This window comes from Salinicola sp. RZ23, from assembly GCF_003206675.1.
GTDB classification, from domain to species: domain Bacteria; phylum Pseudomonadota; class Gammaproteobacteria; order Pseudomonadales; family Halomonadaceae; genus Salinicola; species Salinicola endophyticus.
The window spans coordinates 111,764-128,770 of the sequence record NZ_PZJK01000018.1 but is presented as its reverse complement, the minus strand read 5'-3'; the positions used below and the strand labels follow the sequence as shown (position 1 = coordinate 128,770).

Here is a 17,007-nt window from a genome sequence, read left to right as displayed (position 1 = left end):
TATGCGATCCAAGAATGCCAAGGATATTTATAATCTGATTATAAAGGCCAATTGGGGCTTTTCAAGTACAATGTCCAGGTTGAGAGGGCTTGGGGGTAAGGTACAGCTTTTAGATAAAAGATGCGCGACAAAAGGCTGTGAAAAACCGCTGTTCAATGACTCGGTGATATCCAGTAGCTCCGCTTATATCGAAATTGTTGATTCTGGCAGTCGTTTGAGGGGGGGCGCGTCTTTTTTTGGGCTTATGGCCCTAGTGCCGATCGTAGTGGGCATGGGCGCATTGCTCTATGTTATTTTTTTTCACGGTGAGCGCCTTCCTCTAATTGTACATATTTTTGTATGGTTGGCGGTTTTAGTCTTCTTGTTTATAGCTGGGCCTTGCCTGAATACACTTGTGCGTTGGGATATGTTTCGCAAGACTCACTATCCTATGCGATTCAATCGCCGTGATCGCAAGGTCTACGCCTGGTCGCAGGATATGGGTGTCGTCACCATGAATTGGGACGATATTCAGTTTTACACTAGCGAAGCGACGAAGTCCCAGGATCGCCGAGGTATGTCGCGTGAGGAAATTCGCGGATACGTACGCGATCGCAACGGCAATATGCTTTATCACCTCGTCTTCTTCAAGTACGAAGGCTTCAAAGGTATGAAGGGCGTACTGGAAATCTGGGAGCTGGTGCGCCGCTATATGGAGGAACCTGACGGCTATATTCAGGCCTATCAGGTCGACCAGCGCTTGCTGGATCTGGATGGCAAACGTGAGAGTTTCATCCACTCGTTGATCCAGGCCACGCAGGTAATTGCAGACAGCCGCATTCTACAGGTGATTCTTGCAATGGCGATTACTTGGACAGGCACAGGCCGGCTCATCGCAAAGTGGACCTGCCGCGTGCCGCGTTGGCCTGAGTGGGTCGAGGAGAAATGCCGGGTCGCACCGGACGATCCCTACGTACGCAATCGTCAAACCGAGCCTCCGCTTAGCACCAAGGAAATTCTCTGGCCGCTGTTCTGCTATCTGCTTGGCTGGGCAGAGGTGCTAACGATCCTGTACTTCTGCTTCCGGGGATATTTTTAATTCTCTGGGGCGACAGCGGCGAGCGGCGCCCAACTGACGCAGCCTGTCAGCACCCGCTCTGAATCTGATCGGAGCGGGTTCGATAGTGGGCGTATGTTTCTTTTTTCGTGCCACCGGTGCCCTCAAACGCTCTCTCGTTCCACCAGCCTCACCCCCAGGTCCAGACGTTTCTCCGCCTCCGGGAGTTCGCTGGCGAGACTGGCCAGTAGCAGCCGGGCGGTGTGCTGGCCGATCTCACGGCGTGGCGGTTCGATGGTGGTGAGCGGGGGGACGGTGCTGGTGGTGAAGTCCAGGTTGCCGAAGCCGGCAAGGGCGATGCGGCCAGGAATATCCCACTTCTGTCGCTGGCACTCGCACAGCACGCCGAGCGCCACCATGTCGTTGGAACAGGCAATGGCTTCGATCTCCGGATGATCCTGCATCAGCGCTCGAGTCAGCCGCCCGGTCTCCTCGGCGTGGCTGCGTCCGCTCAGCTCCCGCAGTTTGACCGTCCCGCCGGCGGCTTCCACTGTCTCTCGAAAGCCGTGGTAGCGATCCCGCGCACGCACGTCGCGCTGGAAGTTGGTGCTGACGAACGCCATCCGTCGGCGTCCCTGCCGCAGCATGTGCTCGGCCACCAGGCGGCCACAGGTGTGGTGAGAGAATCCCACCACCATGTCCAGCCCCGGCTGGCCGTAGTCCCACATCTCGACGATGGGCGTATCGTTGTTGGCCAGCACCGATAGCGACTTGCGGGTGTGCAGGAAGCCGGTCAGCACCAGGCCGGCGGGGTTCCAGCTCAGAATCGAGCGAATCAGCTCCTCTTCCCGCGAGTCGTCGAATTCGGTGTTGCCGATCAGCAGTTGATAACCGGCGCTTCGCAGATGGCGCTCGAGGGTTTCCAGCGTCTCCGAGAAGAACGAGTTGGTGATGGTGGGCACCAGCACGCCGATCACGTTGGAGCGCGACGATGCCAGCCCGCCGGCCATGGTGTTGGGCAGGTAGCCCAGCCGGTCGATGGCCGCCTGGATCTTCTCGGCGCGCCCAGGGGAGACCTCGTCCGGACGACGTAGATAGAGTGACACCGTGCTTGGTGACACGTCTGCCAGTCTGGCGACCTCCCCCATGGTGACGCGCTGCGAACCGCGTCGTCGTCGTTTGGCCAAGATTCCGTTACCTCGTCTCCGACCCCGCGCTCGGGTCGAATCAGCCGATGAATTTTTCTTCGTTCCCCTTTGGGGCCCACACGCTAGGCACTGTCTGAAAACTGACTGCGCTCGCCCATACGGCGTTGAAAATCGGCTGGTGCGTCAGCTTGGTCAAGAGGCTCATTTACACCGCGTAAACTGGAGCGCCAGCCCGGTCCGTTTTCATCGATTTTTGCCTTAGCTACGCGCCCCGGTCTGGCCTTCGCTCGTCGACTTTTCAGACAGCGCCTAGTGTAACGGGTCTGGTGCAACGCTTCGTGAAAGGAAAGCGCTGCGCCCGGACCATGACTTGGGTCGGAGCCTACGACGAATGGACGATGTCGACGCGTTGTTAGCGTCCATTCGTAGCGCTACGATTTTAGGTCATGTCGAAAATGAATTCTCCTGAATGGTCGCGAATGAGACCAATTATCTAACGGCAGCGCTGGTTTCGGTTTTTTTCGCAGCGCTACGAAATGGAGCCAACCATGAAGTCACTGCGTTATTCCCTGGCCGCCCTGGCCCTGATCGGCACCTCTCACGCGGCCGTGGCGGCCGACAATCTGGAGATCATCGTGCCGTTCGCGGCAGGTGGCGCTACCGATATCATCGCCCGCAGCTTCGAGCCGACCTTTTCGCAACAGCTGGGCGTCACGTCGGTGGTGCGCAATGTCGCCGGTGCCAGTGCCACGGTGGGCACGGCGGAGGTCGCCAACAGCGAGGGCAACCCCAATATCATCGGCTACGAGCCTGCCGGTGCGCTGTCGATCCAGCCCTCGCTGAAGAAGTTGCCCTACGGTCCGGACAGCTTCACTTACGTCTGCCGCACCGTTTCCAACCCGATGTTCCTGATGGTCTCGAAGTCCTCCGATATCACCTCGTTCCAGCAGCTGGTGGAGAAATCCCAGGACCAGCCGTTCCTCTATGGCTCCTCCGGTCCGGGGACGCTGCCGCATCTCGCCATGGCGGCGACCGTGGTCAACAGTGATCTCAAGGCCGAACACGTGCCTTACAGCGGCTCGGGTCCGGCGATGAACGCGCTGGCCGGCAACGAGATCCAGATCATGGCGGATACCGAAACCATCCTCGAGAACTACGATCTGCGCCCGCTGGCGGTATTCGCCGATCACCGCGTCGCGGGTTATGAAGACGTGCCGACGATCGAAGAGCTCGGCCTGCCGGCGCTGGATTTCTCGGTCTGGCAGGGCGTCGTCGCGCCCAAGGGCATCTCGGACGAGCGTGCCAAGCAGTACGCCGAGGCGTGCAAGGCCACGGTCGAATCGGACAAGTTCAAAGCCTTTGCCGACAAGGCCAAGGCGAACATCGCCTATCTTGGGCCGGATGATTTCAAGGCATTCGTTCAGAAGCGCTTCGAGGCCAACAAGCAGGTGCTCGAGGATGCCGGGTTGATGCCGTAATCCGTCCACCCATCACCAGGAGTCGCGATCCATGTTGGCAACCTTGATGCATCCTCGGGTCCTGACCGCACTGGCGCTGCTGGTGGCCGGCGCAGGGCTCTCGATCACCGCCTGGCAGGGGCCCGAGAGCGCCATGCTGGTACCGCGTATCGTGCTCACGATCTGGTGTGTGATGGCCCTGGCGATATTGATTGGCGAGCTGATTCACCCAGCACCGAGGCAACGCAAGACGCAGGCGCTAAGGGCGCGCTCGCCGCTACCGCTGCTGATGGCGGCGGTGCTGATCGCGGCGGTGGCCACGGCGAGTCTCGGCTTCCTGATCCCGGTGCTGCCGCTGGTGGCGCTGACGCTATGGCTGTTTCGAATCCGGCGGCCGTTGCCACTGTTGCTGGGAACCGTCGTGATCGGTGGCGGGCTGTGGTTCCTGTTCCATCATGTGCTGCTGATTCGCCTGCCGGCGCTGTTGACGAGTGGTCTGGTTTGACGAAGGGGAATCTGAGATGGACGTGATCCTGGCAGCGGCCGGTGACGCCTTCACCTGGCAGGCGCTGCTCGCCATCGTGATCGGCACCTGGGCCGGTATCATCATCGGCGGGCTGCCCGGGCTGGGCTCGGTGGTGGGCTTGACGATCTTTCTGCCGTTCACCTTCGGCATGGATGTCATCACCAGCATGGCGCTGTTGATCGGTGTCTACTGCGGTTCGGTCTACGGCGGTTCGATCACCGCGATTCTGATCAATACGCCCGGCACGCCGCAGTCGGCGGCGACGACATTCGACGGCTATCCGATGACCCAGCAGGGCCGGGTCGACGAAGCACTCGGCTGGGCGACCTTCGCCTCGTTCTTCGGCGGCGTGTTCTCCTGCGTGCTGCTGATCTTCTGCGCCCCGCAACTGGCCAAGTTTGCGGTCAACTTCGGCTCTATCGAGGTTTTCGCACTGGTTTGCCTGGCGATGCTCTGCATCGTCGGGATCTCACGCGGCAGCCTGCTCAAGGGCCTTGTCTGCGGGATGATGGGCTTCTTCTTCTCGACGGTCGGCAGCGATCCCATCACCGGCGCCGACCGCTTCACCTTCGGCTCCTATGCGCTCAGCTCCGGGCTGGATCTGATTCCCGTGGTGGTGGGCGCCTTCGCGCTGTCGGAAGTCTTCGTGCGTTTCTCCGCACGGGACGAGGAGGCCACCATCATCCCGGAGGCACGGCTGCGCTTTCCCGGCCTGCGCGAGATCGGCCGACGCCTGATCGAACTGGTACGCGGCTCTTTCATCGGCAGTTTCGTCGGCGCCTTGCCGGGTACCGGCGCAGCCGCGGCGGCCTTCATCAGCTATGCCGCGGCGCAGAAGCTGTCGCCGCGGCGGGCCAATCTGGGCAAGGGTGAGCCGGACGGCATCATCGCCTCGGAATCTTCCAACAATGCGGTGACCGGCAGTGCCTTCATTCCCACCCTGGCGCTGGGCATCCCCGGCGATGTGGTCACGGCGATGATGATGGGCGCCATGGTGATCCACGGCATCACCCCGGGGGTGCGGCTGATGCAGGACCAGGCGCAGACGGTCTACGCGCTGTTCGTGGTGCTGATCATCGTCAACGTCGCCATGCTGGTTCTGAGCAAGCCCTCCATCGGCCTGTTCCGCTATCTGTTCAAGCTGCCGCTGGGCTTCGTCATGGGCGGCATCGTGATGTTCAGCTTCATCGGTGCCGTGTCGGTACGTGGCAATCCGCTGGACCTGGTGGTCGCGGCGCTGACCGGCATTCTCGCCTATGTGCTGCGCCGCGGCGGCTATCCGCTGGCACCGCTGGTGATCGGCATGGTTCTGGGGCCGGCGCTGGAGAGTTCGCTGCGCCGGGGGCTGTTGATCTCGCGGGGCGACTTCCTGTCGTTCTTCACCCATAGCGCTATCGCCACCACGCTGTTCGTGCTGATCGGGCTATTTCTGATCTGGACAGTGACGGCGGGCGTGCTCGAGTGGCGGGCGAGAGTCGCGACTCGCCGCGAAGCTGCCTCCGCTCAACCCGTTTCCGAATAAGGGATCATGCATGAAGATCACCGATATCAAGACTCACGTTCTCTCCGCGCCGCTGGAGCAGCCGTTCTCGTTCTCCCAGGGCTGGGTGCATCAGCGCACCGCCATGCTGGTGGAGGTTCACACCGAGGATGGCCTTGTTGGCTGGGGCGAATGCGTCAACCACGGCCTGCAGCCGCCGCAGGTCGCCCAGGCGATGGTCGAGTATGCGCTCAAGCCGTTGGTGATCGGACGCTCGGTCTTCGAGCGCGAAGTGCTGTGGGAGACGATGTACAACCACTCCCGCCCCTACGGTCAGAAGGGCGTGGCGCTGTTCGGCATCGCCGCCATCGACACCGCGCTGTGGGATCTGGCCGGCAAGGCGCTGGGCCAGCCGATCCATCGCTTGATGGGGGGCGCGTTCCGCCATCAGATACGCCCCTACGCCACCGGCTTCTATCGTCGCGAAGGCGGCAACTATCCCGAGGAAGTGGTCGAGGAGGCGCTGCGTCATCAGGCCAACGGCTACCGCGCGATGAAGATCAAGACCGGCTTCGGCATCGAGGCGGACTTACGCGATATGCGCGCGGTGCGCGAGGCCGTGGGCGATGAGATCGCGCTGATGATGGACGCCAACTGCGCCTACAGCGTGCCGGCGGCACGGCGCATCTTGATGGAGCTGGAGGAGACCCGGGTTCACCTGTTCGAGGAGCCGCTGAGCCCGGAGAACCGCCACGGCTATCGCGAGCTCAAGGGCGTTTCGCGTACCTGGATCGCCGCCGGCGAGAACGAGTACTCCAAGATCGGCTACCGGGACTGGATCAGCGAAGGCGCGTTGGACGTGATTCAGCCCGATATCGGCGCCGCCGGTGGGCTGACCGAATGCCGCAAGATCGCCGCCTTGGCCCAGGCCTTTCACGTGCCGGTGATGCCGCACGTCTGGGGCACCGGTATCGGTCTGGCGGCGGCTGTGCAGCTGATCGCCACCTTGCCGCCGCAGCCGCTCTCGCTCACCCCCGACGAACCGATGCTCGAATATGACCAGTCGGCGCATCCGTTCCGTCAGGAGCTGATTGGCGGCGAGTTCCAGCTCAACGCCAGCGGCTGCGTCGAGGTGCTCGACAAGTCTGGTCTGGGGATCGAGATCGATCGCGCGGTCATCGATCACTACACCATTCGCTGAGTCGTGCCCCAGGAGAGCTTCATGAGTCGGAATCGTAAAATCTTGCTGCTGGGCGTCGACGGGTTGATCCCCGAGCTGGTCGAGCGCTTCTGCGCCGAAGGTGTGCTGCCGAATATTCAGCGCCTGCGCGACGAAGGGGGCTCGACGCGGCTGCTGCCCTATCTTTCGACCTGGGGCGACACCAACTTCGTCAGCTTTCTCACCGGCCAGGCGCCCGGCACCAGTTGGGTCGGCCAGCGCCAGCCGCCTAGCGGCACCGCACACCTGCTGGAGCTGATGCGCGACGCCGACCAGCGTGCGGCGCTGGTGCATTTTCCGGAAAGCCTGGTGCCCGCGGACGAGCGCGATCTCTGCTTCGCCCCGTTCTGGAGCGGTAGTGGTCCCGCGCCGATGGAGCTGGCGCCGGCTTGCCTGCACAGCACTGATCTCGACCGGTGGACTTCGACGCCGTCGAGCGAGGCGCTGGGTTGGCCGCCCACCGGCACGCTGGCCCATCATCAGAAGCACAATCGTTTTGCCATCGAGCGCAAGGATGACGGTTTCGTCGCTTTGATCCCTGCGCATCGTGACGAGCCGGTGCCGGTAACGTTGCGTCTCGACGGCGGGCGGCTTCGACTCCAGCTGGCGCGGGCCGAAGCGAGCCTCAGCGTCGGCGAATGGAGCGACTGGCTTCCGCTGGCGGACGAGCACGCCCTCGAAGGCAAGCCGGCGGCGGTGCGCTTCAAGCTGCTCGATCTCGATGTCGCCAACGGCAAGATCGACCTGCTGCAGTCCCAGATCACCGCCCCGGAAGGCAGCAGCGGCAGGCCGGGCTTGGCGCGCCGACTGATCGAGCGCCACGGCCCGTTCATCTCCAAGTGGGCGGTCTCCGCCGACCCCGATACCCGCTACTTCGAGACCAGCTTCGAAGAGGGGCGCTACCAGCTCGAATGGCTGGTCGACAGCGCGCTGACGCTGCTGGGGGACGAGGGATTTTCGCTCTTCGCCACTGTCTTCCGGCTCAACGACGAGACCCATCACACCTGTCTCGCCCAGTGCGATCCCGAATCCAAGTTCTACACCGCCAGCGATCACGCGCGTTATCTCGAGGTGATCCGGCACTCGTATCGCATTCTCGACGCCGCCGTGGGGCGGGCCCTGGCCGGCTGCGATGAAGACACCACGCTGGTGCTCGCCTCCGATCACGGTGACGTGCCTAATTCACACCTCTGTGATATCCACAGGCGGTTGGCGGCATTCGACCTGTGCACGATCAATGGCGAGGGCAAGCCTGATGTGGCCACGAGTCAGGCTTTCCTCAAGGACGAGCGTGGTGGGCTGGAGATATTCATCAATCGCGACCTCGTGCCGAGTGGCGAGATCGATCGCGTGCAGACGCGCATCCTCAAGGCGTTGACCACCTGGTATGTCGACACGCCGGACGGCGAGCGCAACGTGGTCGCGCTGGCGCTCAAGAGGCAGGATGCCAGCCCGCTCGGCTACTGGGGCGAGCGGATGGGCGACGTGCTCTTCGCCTATGCCCCCGGTTTCGTCTGGGGCACCAACCAGCGGGGCGATACCGTCGCCGAACTCGTTACCCCGGGGGCCAACCACGGCCCGCAGGTGCCAACGGCCAGCACTGGGTTTGCCTCCAATCACGGTATCGCGTTTTTTCACGGCGCCGCCATTCGATCAGGAGTCGAACTGCCGTTCGATACCGCTCGCGGCATCCAGCGTATGGACAGCGCCGGCGCCACCTTCGCCCGGCTACTGGGACTCTCCACCGATTCGCTGGAGGGGAAGGTGCTGGAGGGGATGCTCGAGTCCGCGCGATGCGATCGGGGTTGAACCTGCCCGGTATAGCCGTAGTGGGTCGCGCACAACCGTGAGAGGCGCAGTACCAGCGGCTCTTCCTGATAGGCGCTGGCCGGCCAGCGCCTGCTGGCGCTGGAGAGCAAACGTGGGAGTGTCATCCACACGTTGATCCAGGCCACGCAGGGGCTTGCCGATAGCCGAGAAGATCCATCTCGGCCTCCGCGACCTGATCCACCAGACCACCAGTACCGTCCGTGTGAACCCTTGGCTTTACCCCACCGGATAGGAAGGGGCGTCGAGCGACCTGGCGGCCATAGCTGTGGCGTTTGCTGGGTGATTCGGGATGATATGGCTCCTCCTCTCTCATTATTAGCATAGAAAGCCTCAATCGACTGCATCTCTAAGCTGCTGTGTTTATATCGGCGAGTGCCAAGTTTGTTTGGGTCGGTGGAGTACGAGAGTCGACGGATGCTTATTTTCTTAAATAAACTTTTGGTTGCTGGCCGAGGTGAGGCTGATAATATTTCTCATCGACTTGATTGAACTCAATCTTTGTTCTGAGGGAGAAAGAGGTGAAAACGGTTTTTCTGGGGTTGGCGATTACTTTCCTCTGGTGGTTGGGGTTGATCAATGGTCTCTACATGCGGCCTGGTGAGCCAGTGCCGGACGTCTTGATCTATTTGACCGGGGCCTCTTGGCTAATCGCTCTGCTGGGCGCGCTGATGCTGTGGAGCGGCAAGCACAAGCCAGGGTTCATCCTCGTGATCATTGGCTCTATCTGCTTCGTCCCTCTGGGGCTCGTGACCGTCTACGGAGCACGCCGCGCCAATAGAAAGAGTGATGAGGCCTCGCTCGAAGAGCGGCGTGCACTAGCCGAAAAAAGCTCACGCTGAAACGCATTTGGATATCGAGGTAAGTGACGTGTCGACGATTTCACAAGGGCAGGAGTTTTACGCCAAAACACAAGCGCGCCTGATGCTGGGTGTCGGTGGTACTGCCCTGGCGCTTGGCTTGTTTATGCTGCTGAGTGTTCCCTCGGCGCCCGTGGGTATCATCGGGATGGGAGGGCTCATGCTGGGTATGGGGTGTTGGTTTCACTTCTCCCCTGTCGTTCGTATCGGGGCAGATCATCTCGTGTTCCAACCGGCCCCTTTGGCTCGTGCTCGAACGGTTCTCGATAGCGAAGTGGAGCGTGTCGAACGTAAGAAGAAGGTACTCTTGGTGCATTATCGTCGGCACGACGACAAGCCAGACAAGTCGCCCAGAAAGTTGGCGTTTGCCATGAATATGTTGACGGCCGATGATCGAGAGGCATTATTGGGCGCGGTGGAGACTCGCTTTGAGATCGTCCCGGTCGCTAAGTGATATTCGTGGAAAGCGCTTGCATTGATATTCGGTTCCTTTAGCGCATCATCTTCTTGCTGGCTTCGGCTCTGTTTTGGCGACTCGACATCATGTATCAAGTTCTGGGTGGTCTCAATGTGGAAGCTTTCATGGGGTCTCCGCTTGGTCGGGGCCGGGTCCTGGGAGGCATGAGACCCGCGTGGCGCAAAGTGGTGTGCCTACTGGCCATGGCGCTCATGAGTGCCTGCGCCTCCTTGAATGCGTATGCGGTAGAGAGAATCACCCGTTTCGCGAGCGATGTCGTCGTTCAGCCTTCGGGGAACATGATTGTCACAGAGACGCTCGATGTGCTGTCTCATGGTTACCATATTCGTCATGGTATCTATCGAGACTTTCCCGTAACCAATCGTATCAGCGGTGTCGTTCATCGCGTAGGGTTCGATGTCATCTCTGCGAGGCTGGATGGTGAACCGGTGCAGACCAGGCAGGTTCGAAAAGGCGACTATGTACGTCTCTATCTGGGGAGTGCGAATGTCGATATCGCTCCGGGGCCCCATCGTTTCGTTCTGCGTTATCGCACCAATCGCCAAATCCGTTTCTTTAAAATGCACGATGAACTCTACTGGAACGTGACAGGCAATCGCTGGAAGTTCCCCATTGAACAGGCAGTTTCTACCGTTCATTTCCCCGATGGTGCCGGCGTGGAGGGAGTCAAGACCTATACCGGCTCCTATGGTCAGCGCGGGCATGCAGCTGACTCCGTGGTCAGTGATGATGGGACGCGTGTGGTCACGCACACGAGCGCGCCATTGCAGCCCGGAGAGGGTGTGACGATTGCGGTAGCCTTCCGTAAAGGGGTGGTCAGCAAGCCGACCACGATCGATCAATTGATTTGGTATGTAACCGAGCGCCCGAGCAATACGGTGGCTTTCTTGGGCTTGCTGTTAGTATTGGCCAGTTACTGGGTGATGCTTCGTCGCGTAGGGCCACATGAGGAGCCGGAGCTGCCATCGGCGCCGTATTCTGGATCGCTGGGCAACCTATCTCCTGCACTGGCACATTGGATCGTTCACAACGGCGAGATACGTAATAAAGCACTAGTGAGTTCGATACTCAATCTCGGGGAAAAGGGTTATGTGACGGTGACGCAGTCTAGCGCAGAGTGGGTGCTGACGCGCACGGCTAAAACTGCCCAGAATCTGCCCGTAGAAGAAGCGGCGATCTTGGAGCACCTGGAAGCCAGGGACAATACCATCGAGGTATCCAAGAAAAACCGCAAGGATTTGCAGAGGCTGCGGACAGCCTTCAAAAGCGCGATGCGCAACGAACATGGCGAAGCGTTCTATCAGTCTCATGGTGGGCTGATGCTGTTAGGTGTCATTGTTGCCTATCTCGCTGTTTTCGTGCCCAATGTCATGACCACTGACCCCATGGACCCCACATCGCTTTGGGTCGGTCTCATCCCGCTCGGTGGGCTGATATTTGTTAGCGTCGTGGCGGGTGATATCGAGGTTCCCTATAGCACGAATCGCTACATGGCCAAGAGCCTCGGCGTCGCATTGCCGATATCTTGCGGGTGGTGGTTGATCTGGGGCTATGCCATGCACACGCTCGATCTTTTCCCGTTCATGGCGATGTTTTTCCTGCCCGTGGCTTTTTGGGCGTTTGTGAGAAAGCTAGGAAGAACCACACGACTCGGTAGAGAGCGTAAAGCAGAGATAGAGGGGCTCAAAGCCTACATGCTCAGCCATGTGGGAGAGGAGGCACCCCGCCTGGAGGCGGCGGAACTAAAGGCGTTATGGCCCTATGCCGTTGCACTGGATATGGAAAGCGAATTCCAGGCTGCGCAGGTGTCGATACCCGAGCTCTCCGATCATGACGAAGCCTCATTCAGGCAACCGATCTTTCCCTGGTGGCTTTATCACTCCTCAGCAGCGGGCAGCACGGGGTCGATCGTCGATGCCTGCAGTTCCATGAACTCTACGTTCACCGCCTGTAGCGCCTTCAATTCTTCTGGTTCGGGCTTCTCAGGTGGCGGTGGGTTCTCTGGAGGTGGCGGCGGTGGCGGTGGTGGTGGCGGCTGGTAAGTGCTCACCTGTGCCAATGCGCATGCCATTGCTGGGGGGCCTGCTACTGTCTGGAGACCCTGAATGACCTCGGTATCTGTTGATTCACCAGGCCCGTTGTGACGCGACGCGCATATGACAGGGCCGGTTCAGTGCCTGCCGCATGAGGAGTCTCATCGATGGATCACCACTCGACTCACGCGTCGTACCGGGAGCGTCTGATCGAGCATCTATTCATTGGCGAATTGCTCAAACACGCCTGGCTAGTGCGAGATCGTCGGCTCGAAATTGCGAGACCGGAGGTGGATAACAGCGGCTACGATCTGATCGCCGAGGAGCGGACCCTCGTGCGCCATCTGCAACTCAAGGCGTCGAAGCTGGATGCGCGCACCGCCAGGCAGAACGTGCATACCGCACTGGGTAGCTAGCCTTCGGGTGCAGTGGTCTGGATTTTGTTCGACGCCGATACGCTCGCGCTTGGGCCGTTTCTCTTCTTCGGAGGTCTGCCGGGCGAACCGCTACCCGATCTCTCGGCGTTCAGTATCGCGCGACAGACCAAGGGCAATGCCGCGGGCGTCAAGGCCGAGCGTCCCGCCATCCGCAGCGTCCCCAAAGGTCAGTTCACTCGCTATGACAGCGCCATCGAGGTGTACGAGGCGCTGTTCGGCGCATTCTGAACGTCGTTATTCCCACCTTCGTTTCACACGCCAATCCTGCTACCCGCGCTACGTGTTTGCCTGCGCCGCCAGCAAGGCGTCGATCTCGCTGCCCACCGGTGCCGTGGCCGGGCCATGCCGGCTGACCGCGATTGCCGCCGCGGCATTGGCACGGCGTGCCGCCTCGTCGGGCGTCTGGCCGCGGCTGAGCGCCGCCAGCAGGACGCCGGTATGGGCATCGCCGGCGCCATTGGTATCGACGGCGTGGGTGACGAACCCAGCCACGTGGCGTGGCTGGCCATCCGCCAGCAGATGACATCCCCGTGGCCCATCGCGGACCACGATCAGCGGCGCGCGGGTTCGCGTGGGCAGTGCGCGTAGCGCGTCCGCTATCGAGTCGGTGGCGGTCAGCGTCTGAGCTTCCTCGGCGTTGCAGCTGAGCAGGGTGGTCCGGCGCAGGATCTCGTCCAGCCTTTGCGGGCAGAGTGCTCCGATCATCGGGCCGGGGTCGAACGCGACCGAGAGCGGCCCGGGCTGTTTGCCCAGCCAGTCGATCAGCGTATCGGCCGCGGTCTCATGCAGCAGCGTATAGCCGCTCACCAGAACGTGATCCTCGGGCATCGGGTCGAGCCGGTGCAGCACTTCGCGGCTGCCGATCTCCGCGCCGAGATGGGTGATGAAGGTGCGCTCCGCGGCCTGGTCCACCAGCGCCACGCAGAAGCCGGTATCGCGCTCTTCATCCATCGGCGCCAGCCAGTCGATCTGCTCACGGTGCATGGCTTCACGCGCCATGTCGCCGAACTGCCCCCGGCCATGGCCGCCGGCGTAGACGACGGTCATGCCGTCCCGGCTCGCGGCGGCCATGACGTTGAAACCGCCGCCCACCTCGAAGCTGGCATCCATGGCCAGGGTGTCGCCGCCGGGGGCCGGTAACCGCTCGATCGGCATCACCAGGTCGACGATCACCTGGCCGGTATGGATCAGACGGGCGGCGCTCACCGTGCCACCGCCAGCGCCGTATGCCGCGCACCGCCCATCATCAGGTAGCTGCCGGCGGCCACCACGAAGGTGGCGATCCAGCCCAGCCCGTTGCGCCCCAGCCAGCTGTCGGCCAGCACGCCAGTGAACCAGACATGCCCGCTGATGCCGATGCTGGTGAAGCAGAAGCCGATCACGATCGCCAGCGCCCAGCTGGTGAAGGCGCGCCATTCGACACCGCCGTGATACCAGTAGGCGCTGGTCGGGCTGACGTCGAGCAGATCCGGACCCGAGAAGTGGTGGCGATGGATCAGATCCACCAGGAATACACCGACCCAGGCGGTGATGGGCACGGCCAGCAGGCTGATGAAGGAGATGAACGGGCCATAGAAGTCGCCGGCGATCAGCATGAAGTAGATGGAGCCGGCGAAGATCGCCACGACATCCACCACCACGGCGTAGACCCGCTTCACGCGCAGCCCCAGGGTCAGGGTGGTGAGCCCGGCGGAGTAGACCGACAGGTTGTTGGAGAGCAGCAGCCCGCCGAAGGCCGCCAGCAGATAGGGCACCGCCATCCAGTCGGGCAGCATGGCACGGATCGCCGCGATGGGATCGTTGGCCGAGGCCAGGTGACCGTCGCCGGCGGAGATCAGCCCGCCCAGGGTGATCAGCAGGACCAGCGGGATACCCGCACCGGCGGCCGCGGAGAGCACCAGCGACCCGCCCTTCACCCGGCCATGCTGGTAGCGGGACATATCGGCGCCGGCGTTGGCCCAGCCGATGCCGGTGCCGGCGGCGATGGTGCCGATGCCGATCAGCACGGCGCTGAGGGGCGCCGCCGGGGTATCGGCGACGGCCTGCCAGTCGATGGTCGCCATCAGGAACAGCGCGACCACGATGTTCAGCGCGCCGAAGCCCCAGGTCGCCCACTTCTGAATGACCAGCAGCGTGGCGTGGCCCAGTCCCGAGACCAGCAGGGTGCAGATCACGAACAGGGCGATGAACACCAGCGTCAGCAGAGGCATCGCGACCGCGCTGGGCGCCGTGCCGAACACGATCGCCGAGAGTGACAGCAGCGCATAGGCCGCGGTGGTGGTATTGACCGTCTCCCAGCCCAGTCGCGACATCAGCGAGACCAGCGTGGGGCCGACATTGCCCCGAACCCCGAAGATCGCACGGGAGAGGGTCAGACTGGGGGCGCGCCCACGCCGGCCGGCGATCGAGATCAACCCCACCACGGCAAACGAGCCGCCGGCGCCGATCACCGCGACGATGAACGCCTGCCAGATCGCCAGCTGCTGATAGACGACCAGGGTCGCGCCCAGCGGCAGGCCGAGAATGCTGATATTGGCGGCGAACCAGACCCAGAACAGCTGCAGCGGATGGCCGTGGCACTCCGCCTCCGGTGCCGGCTCGATCCCGCGTGTTTCCAGTTGTCCCGCTTTTGAGGCCGACGCATCGAGAGAGGCCATGGCGTTCATCCTATTGGTCCAGGGTGTGAGTGGTCCTGGGGATTGGTGGTGCTGGCAATTAGTGGTGCTGGCGATTAGTCGTGCTGGCTATGGCGCCGACGCAGCGCCAGCAATTGATCGACGAGGGGTTCCGGGTCGAAGTGGCTGACGCGCGCGACTTGCTCCACCAGTTTGGCGGGCAAGCCTTCGGGGCCGTGGCAGGCGCCGAGGATGGCGCCCAGCATGGCGGCGATGGTATCGGTGTCACCGCCGATGCCGGCAGCCAGGGTGAGCGCCGCCAGCGGCTCGTCGCCGGCGAGTTCGGCGAGGGCGAAGGTGGCGACCACCGACTCCTGGGAGGCGACCGAGGTGCCGATCAGATCATGGATCAGCGCGACGCCCGTCTCGTGGTCGCAGCCCCGGACCAACTGGCGCGCCCAGGCGATGCGCGCCGAGATCAGGCCGCCGGCACTCCAGTGCCCCCGCTGCTCGCCCAGCGCGGCCAGTTCATGACCGACACTCAGCGCCTGCGCCAGCGGTGCGCCCTCCAGGCCTGCCGAGATGGCCCCGGCGACGGCCGCGGCGCTGGCAATGCCCAGCGAGGTGTTGTGGGTCACCTGGCTGGCCTCGATCACCGCCTCGAGCAGCGTCTCGCGGGGTTCTGACGGGGTGGCGATGGCCACCGGGGTGATACGCATGGCGGCACCATTGGTGGTACCGAAGCGCCCGCTCTGCTCGGGGCCGACGCCCTCGGCGATCATCGCCAGGGCACGGTTGGTGGAGGGCCCCAGCAGATCCTGCGAGCCCCGAGCCTTCATATCGGCTTCCCAGGCAGTGAGGGCGCGGGCGAAGGCCAACGGCTCGATATGGCCGTGACCGCTGATCAGCAGTTCGGCCACCAGCACGGCCTGCTCGGTATCGTCGGTGATCGAGCCGGCGGGCATGTGGGGGGCGATGGGTTGATCCGCCGGCCCGTCGTGCAGGGTGTCGAGGGTGCCGAAGCGCTGGCGGATCTCGGCGCGGCTGAAGGATTGGGTCGGCATGCCCAGCGCATCGCCCAGGGCCAGGCCGTAAAAAGCGCCCAGCGCCCGACGGCGCAGGTCGGGCGCGGCAGAGGAGTCGGTCATGAATCGAAAGCCAGATGGAAGTGGAAGTGGGCCGGATCGAGCAGGCTGGTCACGTGCTCGACGAAACGATCCTGGGTATCCAGGGTTAGCCGCGTCGACTGCATGAACAGGGTGCCCGCCGGCCGCTCTAGCCTATCGGCCTGCTGCGCATCGAGGGCGGCCAGGCTCAGCCACTGCTCGCCGCGCGCCGCCACCAGCTCATGGGCGGCCAGGGTGTCGGTGATGGAGTCGTTGATCAGCCCGCGCTCGGGGAGCTGGGCCAGCTGGCCGCGTGCCGGTATCAGCGAGCGCTCCAGCGAGACGATCTCGCCCTCGGCCAGACGCCGGCGGCGCACGATCTCCACGAAGCGGGAGCAGTCGACGCGCTCGCCCAGGGCCGTCTCATCGACGCACTGGAGACTCAACAGCTCGGTGACGATACGCACCCCGGAGCGGGCCAGCGCGCGGGCCCAGCCCTGCTGCTGGTCGAGGGCGATGCCGTCGAAGGTGACGAAGGAGCCCACGCCGCTCTGGGTGGCGATGTACTGCTGGCGCTGAAGTTCCAGCAAGGCCTGGCGCAGCGTGCCGCGGCTGACGTTGAACTCGCTCGCCAGCTGGTGCTCGCCGGGCAGCTGATGGCCGGAGGACCATTCACCGCTGCGGATGCGGCGGCCCAGCTCATCGACGACGCGTTGCTTTTTATCAAATCGTACAGGTTTGCTCATGTACAAACTTGTACAGTCTCGGCGGACACTTGGCACTTA

General features: G+C 62.6%; 16 protein-coding genes. 11 read left to right on the top strand and 5 right to left on the bottom strand.

Annotated elements, in window-relative coordinates; all coding sequences use genetic code 11:
- Position 1 precedes the first annotated feature (1 nt).
- The gene (locus tag DOM67_RS18415) at positions 2-1,078 is read left to right on the top strand and encodes a DUF6708 domain-containing protein (RefSeq protein WP_110678624.1); all 1,077 of its coding nucleotides are present in this window, start codon (positions 2-4) and stop codon (positions 1,076-1,078) included.
- 122 nt (positions 1,079-1,200) lie between these two features.
- Here DOM67_RS18415 and DOM67_RS18410 read toward each other — a convergent pair whose 3' ends face one another.
- The gene (locus tag DOM67_RS18410; protein WP_157958901.1) at positions 1,201-2,223 is read right to left on the bottom strand and encodes a LacI family DNA-binding transcriptional regulator; all 1,023 of its coding nucleotides are present in this window, start codon (positions 2,221-2,223) and stop codon (positions 1,201-1,203) included.
- Positions 2,224-2,732: 509 nt separating this feature from the next.
- On the opposite strand from DOM67_RS18410, the gene DOM67_RS18405 reads away from it, so the two are divergent.
- The 10 genes from DOM67_RS18405 to DOM67_RS20020 all read left to right on the top strand — a co-directional run bounded on the left by DOM67_RS18405 (position 2,733) and on the right by DOM67_RS20020 (position 12,729).
- A complete protein-coding gene (locus DOM67_RS18405; protein WP_157958900.1) occupies positions 2,733-3,662 on the top strand; it encodes a tripartite tricarboxylate transporter substrate binding protein in 930 nt (309 codons plus the stop codon).
- A gap of 31 nt (positions 3,663-3,693) precedes the next feature.
- Positions 3,694-4,146, top strand: a complete 453-nt coding sequence (locus tag DOM67_RS18400; protein WP_110678618.1) for a tripartite tricarboxylate transporter TctB family protein — start codon at positions 3,694-3,696, stop codon at positions 4,144-4,146.
- A gap of 16 nt (positions 4,147-4,162) precedes the next feature.
- A complete protein-coding gene (locus tag DOM67_RS18395) occupies positions 4,163-5,689 on the top strand; it encodes a tripartite tricarboxylate transporter permease (RefSeq protein ID WP_110678616.1) in 1,527 nt (508 codons plus the stop codon).
- 10 nt (positions 5,690-5,699) lie between these two features.
- Positions 5,700-6,848: a mandelate racemase/muconate lactonizing enzyme family protein gene (locus DOM67_RS18390; protein ID WP_110678613.1), complete on the top strand. Its 1,149-nt coding sequence runs from the start codon at positions 5,700-5,702 to the stop codon at positions 6,846-6,848.
- Between the two features lie 21 nt (positions 6,849-6,869).
- Positions 6,870-8,675: an alkaline phosphatase family protein gene (locus DOM67_RS18385; protein WP_110678610.1), complete on the top strand. Its 1,806-nt coding sequence runs from the start codon at positions 6,870-6,872 to the stop codon at positions 8,673-8,675.
- Positions 8,676-9,214: 539 nt separating this feature from the next.
- Positions 9,215-9,535, top strand: a complete 321-nt coding sequence (locus DOM67_RS18380) for a hypothetical protein (protein ID WP_110678608.1) — start codon at positions 9,215-9,217, stop codon at positions 9,533-9,535.
- 7 nt (positions 9,536-9,542) lie between these two features.
- Complete coding sequence (locus DOM67_RS18375) at positions 9,543-10,007, top strand: hypothetical protein (protein WP_110678606.1); 465 nt, start codon at positions 9,543-9,545, stop codon at positions 10,005-10,007.
- 89 nt (positions 10,008-10,096) lie between these two features.
- Complete coding sequence (locus tag DOM67_RS18370; protein ID WP_157958899.1) at positions 10,097-12,073, top strand: DUF2207 domain-containing protein; 1,977 nt, start codon at positions 10,097-10,099, stop codon at positions 12,071-12,073.
- Positions 12,074-12,231: 158 nt separating this feature from the next.
- Positions 12,232-12,480: a hypothetical protein gene (locus DOM67_RS20025; RefSeq protein WP_198651870.1), complete on the top strand. Its 249-nt coding sequence runs from the start codon at positions 12,232-12,234 to the stop codon at positions 12,478-12,480.
- Positions 12,481-12,504: 24 nt separating this feature from the next.
- Entirely contained in the window at positions 12,505-12,729 is a 225-nt protein-coding gene (locus tag DOM67_RS20020) for a hypothetical protein (protein ID WP_198651869.1), read from the top strand.
- 48 nt (positions 12,730-12,777) lie between these two features.
- On the opposite strand, the gene DOM67_RS18360 is transcribed toward DOM67_RS20020, so the two are convergent.
- The 4 genes from DOM67_RS18360 to DOM67_RS18345 all read right to left on the bottom strand — a co-directional run bounded on the left by DOM67_RS18360 (position 12,778) and on the right by DOM67_RS18345 (position 16,968).
- Complete coding sequence (locus DOM67_RS18360) at positions 12,778-13,707, bottom strand: PfkB family carbohydrate kinase (RefSeq protein WP_198651868.1); 930 nt, start codon at positions 13,705-13,707, stop codon at positions 12,778-12,780.
- Positions 13,704-15,158 (bottom strand): cytosine permease, encoded by a 1,455-nt coding sequence (locus DOM67_RS18355; protein ID WP_110678602.1) that lies wholly within the window; start codon positions 15,156-15,158, stop codon positions 13,704-13,706. Before DOM67_RS18355 ends, DOM67_RS18360 begins: the two co-directional genes overlap by 4 nt.
- A 74-nt stretch (positions 15,159-15,232) precedes the next feature.
- Positions 15,233-16,264: an ADP-ribosylglycohydrolase family protein gene (locus tag DOM67_RS18350; RefSeq protein WP_110678601.1), complete on the bottom strand. Its 1,032-nt coding sequence runs from the start codon at positions 16,262-16,264 to the stop codon at positions 15,233-15,235.
- Positions 16,261-16,968, bottom strand: a complete 708-nt coding sequence (locus DOM67_RS18345) for a GntR family transcriptional regulator (protein WP_110678599.1) — start codon at positions 16,966-16,968, stop codon at positions 16,261-16,263. Before DOM67_RS18345 ends, DOM67_RS18350 begins: the two co-directional genes overlap by 4 nt.
- Positions 16,969-17,007: the final 39 nt, after the last annotated feature.

Coding starts and splice junctions, on each gene's coding strand:
- DOM67_RS18415 (WP_110678624.1), top strand. CDS start 2: ATGCGATCCAAGAATGCCAAGGATATTTATAATCTGATTATAAAGGCC.
- DOM67_RS18405 (WP_157958900.1), top strand. CDS start 2,733: ATGAAGTCACTGCGTTATTCCCTGGCCGCCCTGGCCCTGATCGGCACC.
- DOM67_RS18400 (WP_110678618.1), top strand. CDS start 3,694: ATGTTGGCAACCTTGATGCATCCTCGGGTCCTGACCGCACTGGCGCTG.
- DOM67_RS18395 (WP_110678616.1), top strand. CDS start 4,163: ATGGACGTGATCCTGGCAGCGGCCGGTGACGCCTTCACCTGGCAGGCG.
- DOM67_RS18390 (WP_110678613.1), top strand. CDS start 5,700: ATGAAGATCACCGATATCAAGACTCACGTTCTCTCCGCGCCGCTGGAG.
- DOM67_RS18385 (WP_110678610.1), top strand. CDS start 6,870: ATGAGTCGGAATCGTAAAATCTTGCTGCTGGGCGTCGACGGGTTGATC.
- DOM67_RS18370 (WP_157958899.1), top strand. CDS start 10,097: ATGTATCAAGTTCTGGGTGGTCTCAATGTGGAAGCTTTCATGGGGTCT.
- DOM67_RS20025 (WP_198651870.1), top strand. CDS start 12,232: ATGGATCACCACTCGACTCACGCGTCGTACCGGGAGCGTCTGATCGAG.
- DOM67_RS18355 (WP_110678602.1), bottom strand. CDS start 15,158: ATGGCCTCTCTCGATGCGTCGGCCTCAAAAGCGGGACAACTGGAAACA.
- DOM67_RS18350 (WP_110678601.1), bottom strand. CDS start 16,264: ATGACCGACTCCTCTGCCGCGCCCGACCTGCGCCGTCGGGCGCTGGGC.
- DOM67_RS18345 (WP_110678599.1), bottom strand. CDS start 16,968: ATGAGCAAACCTGTACGATTTGATAAAAAGCAACGCGTCGTCGATGAG.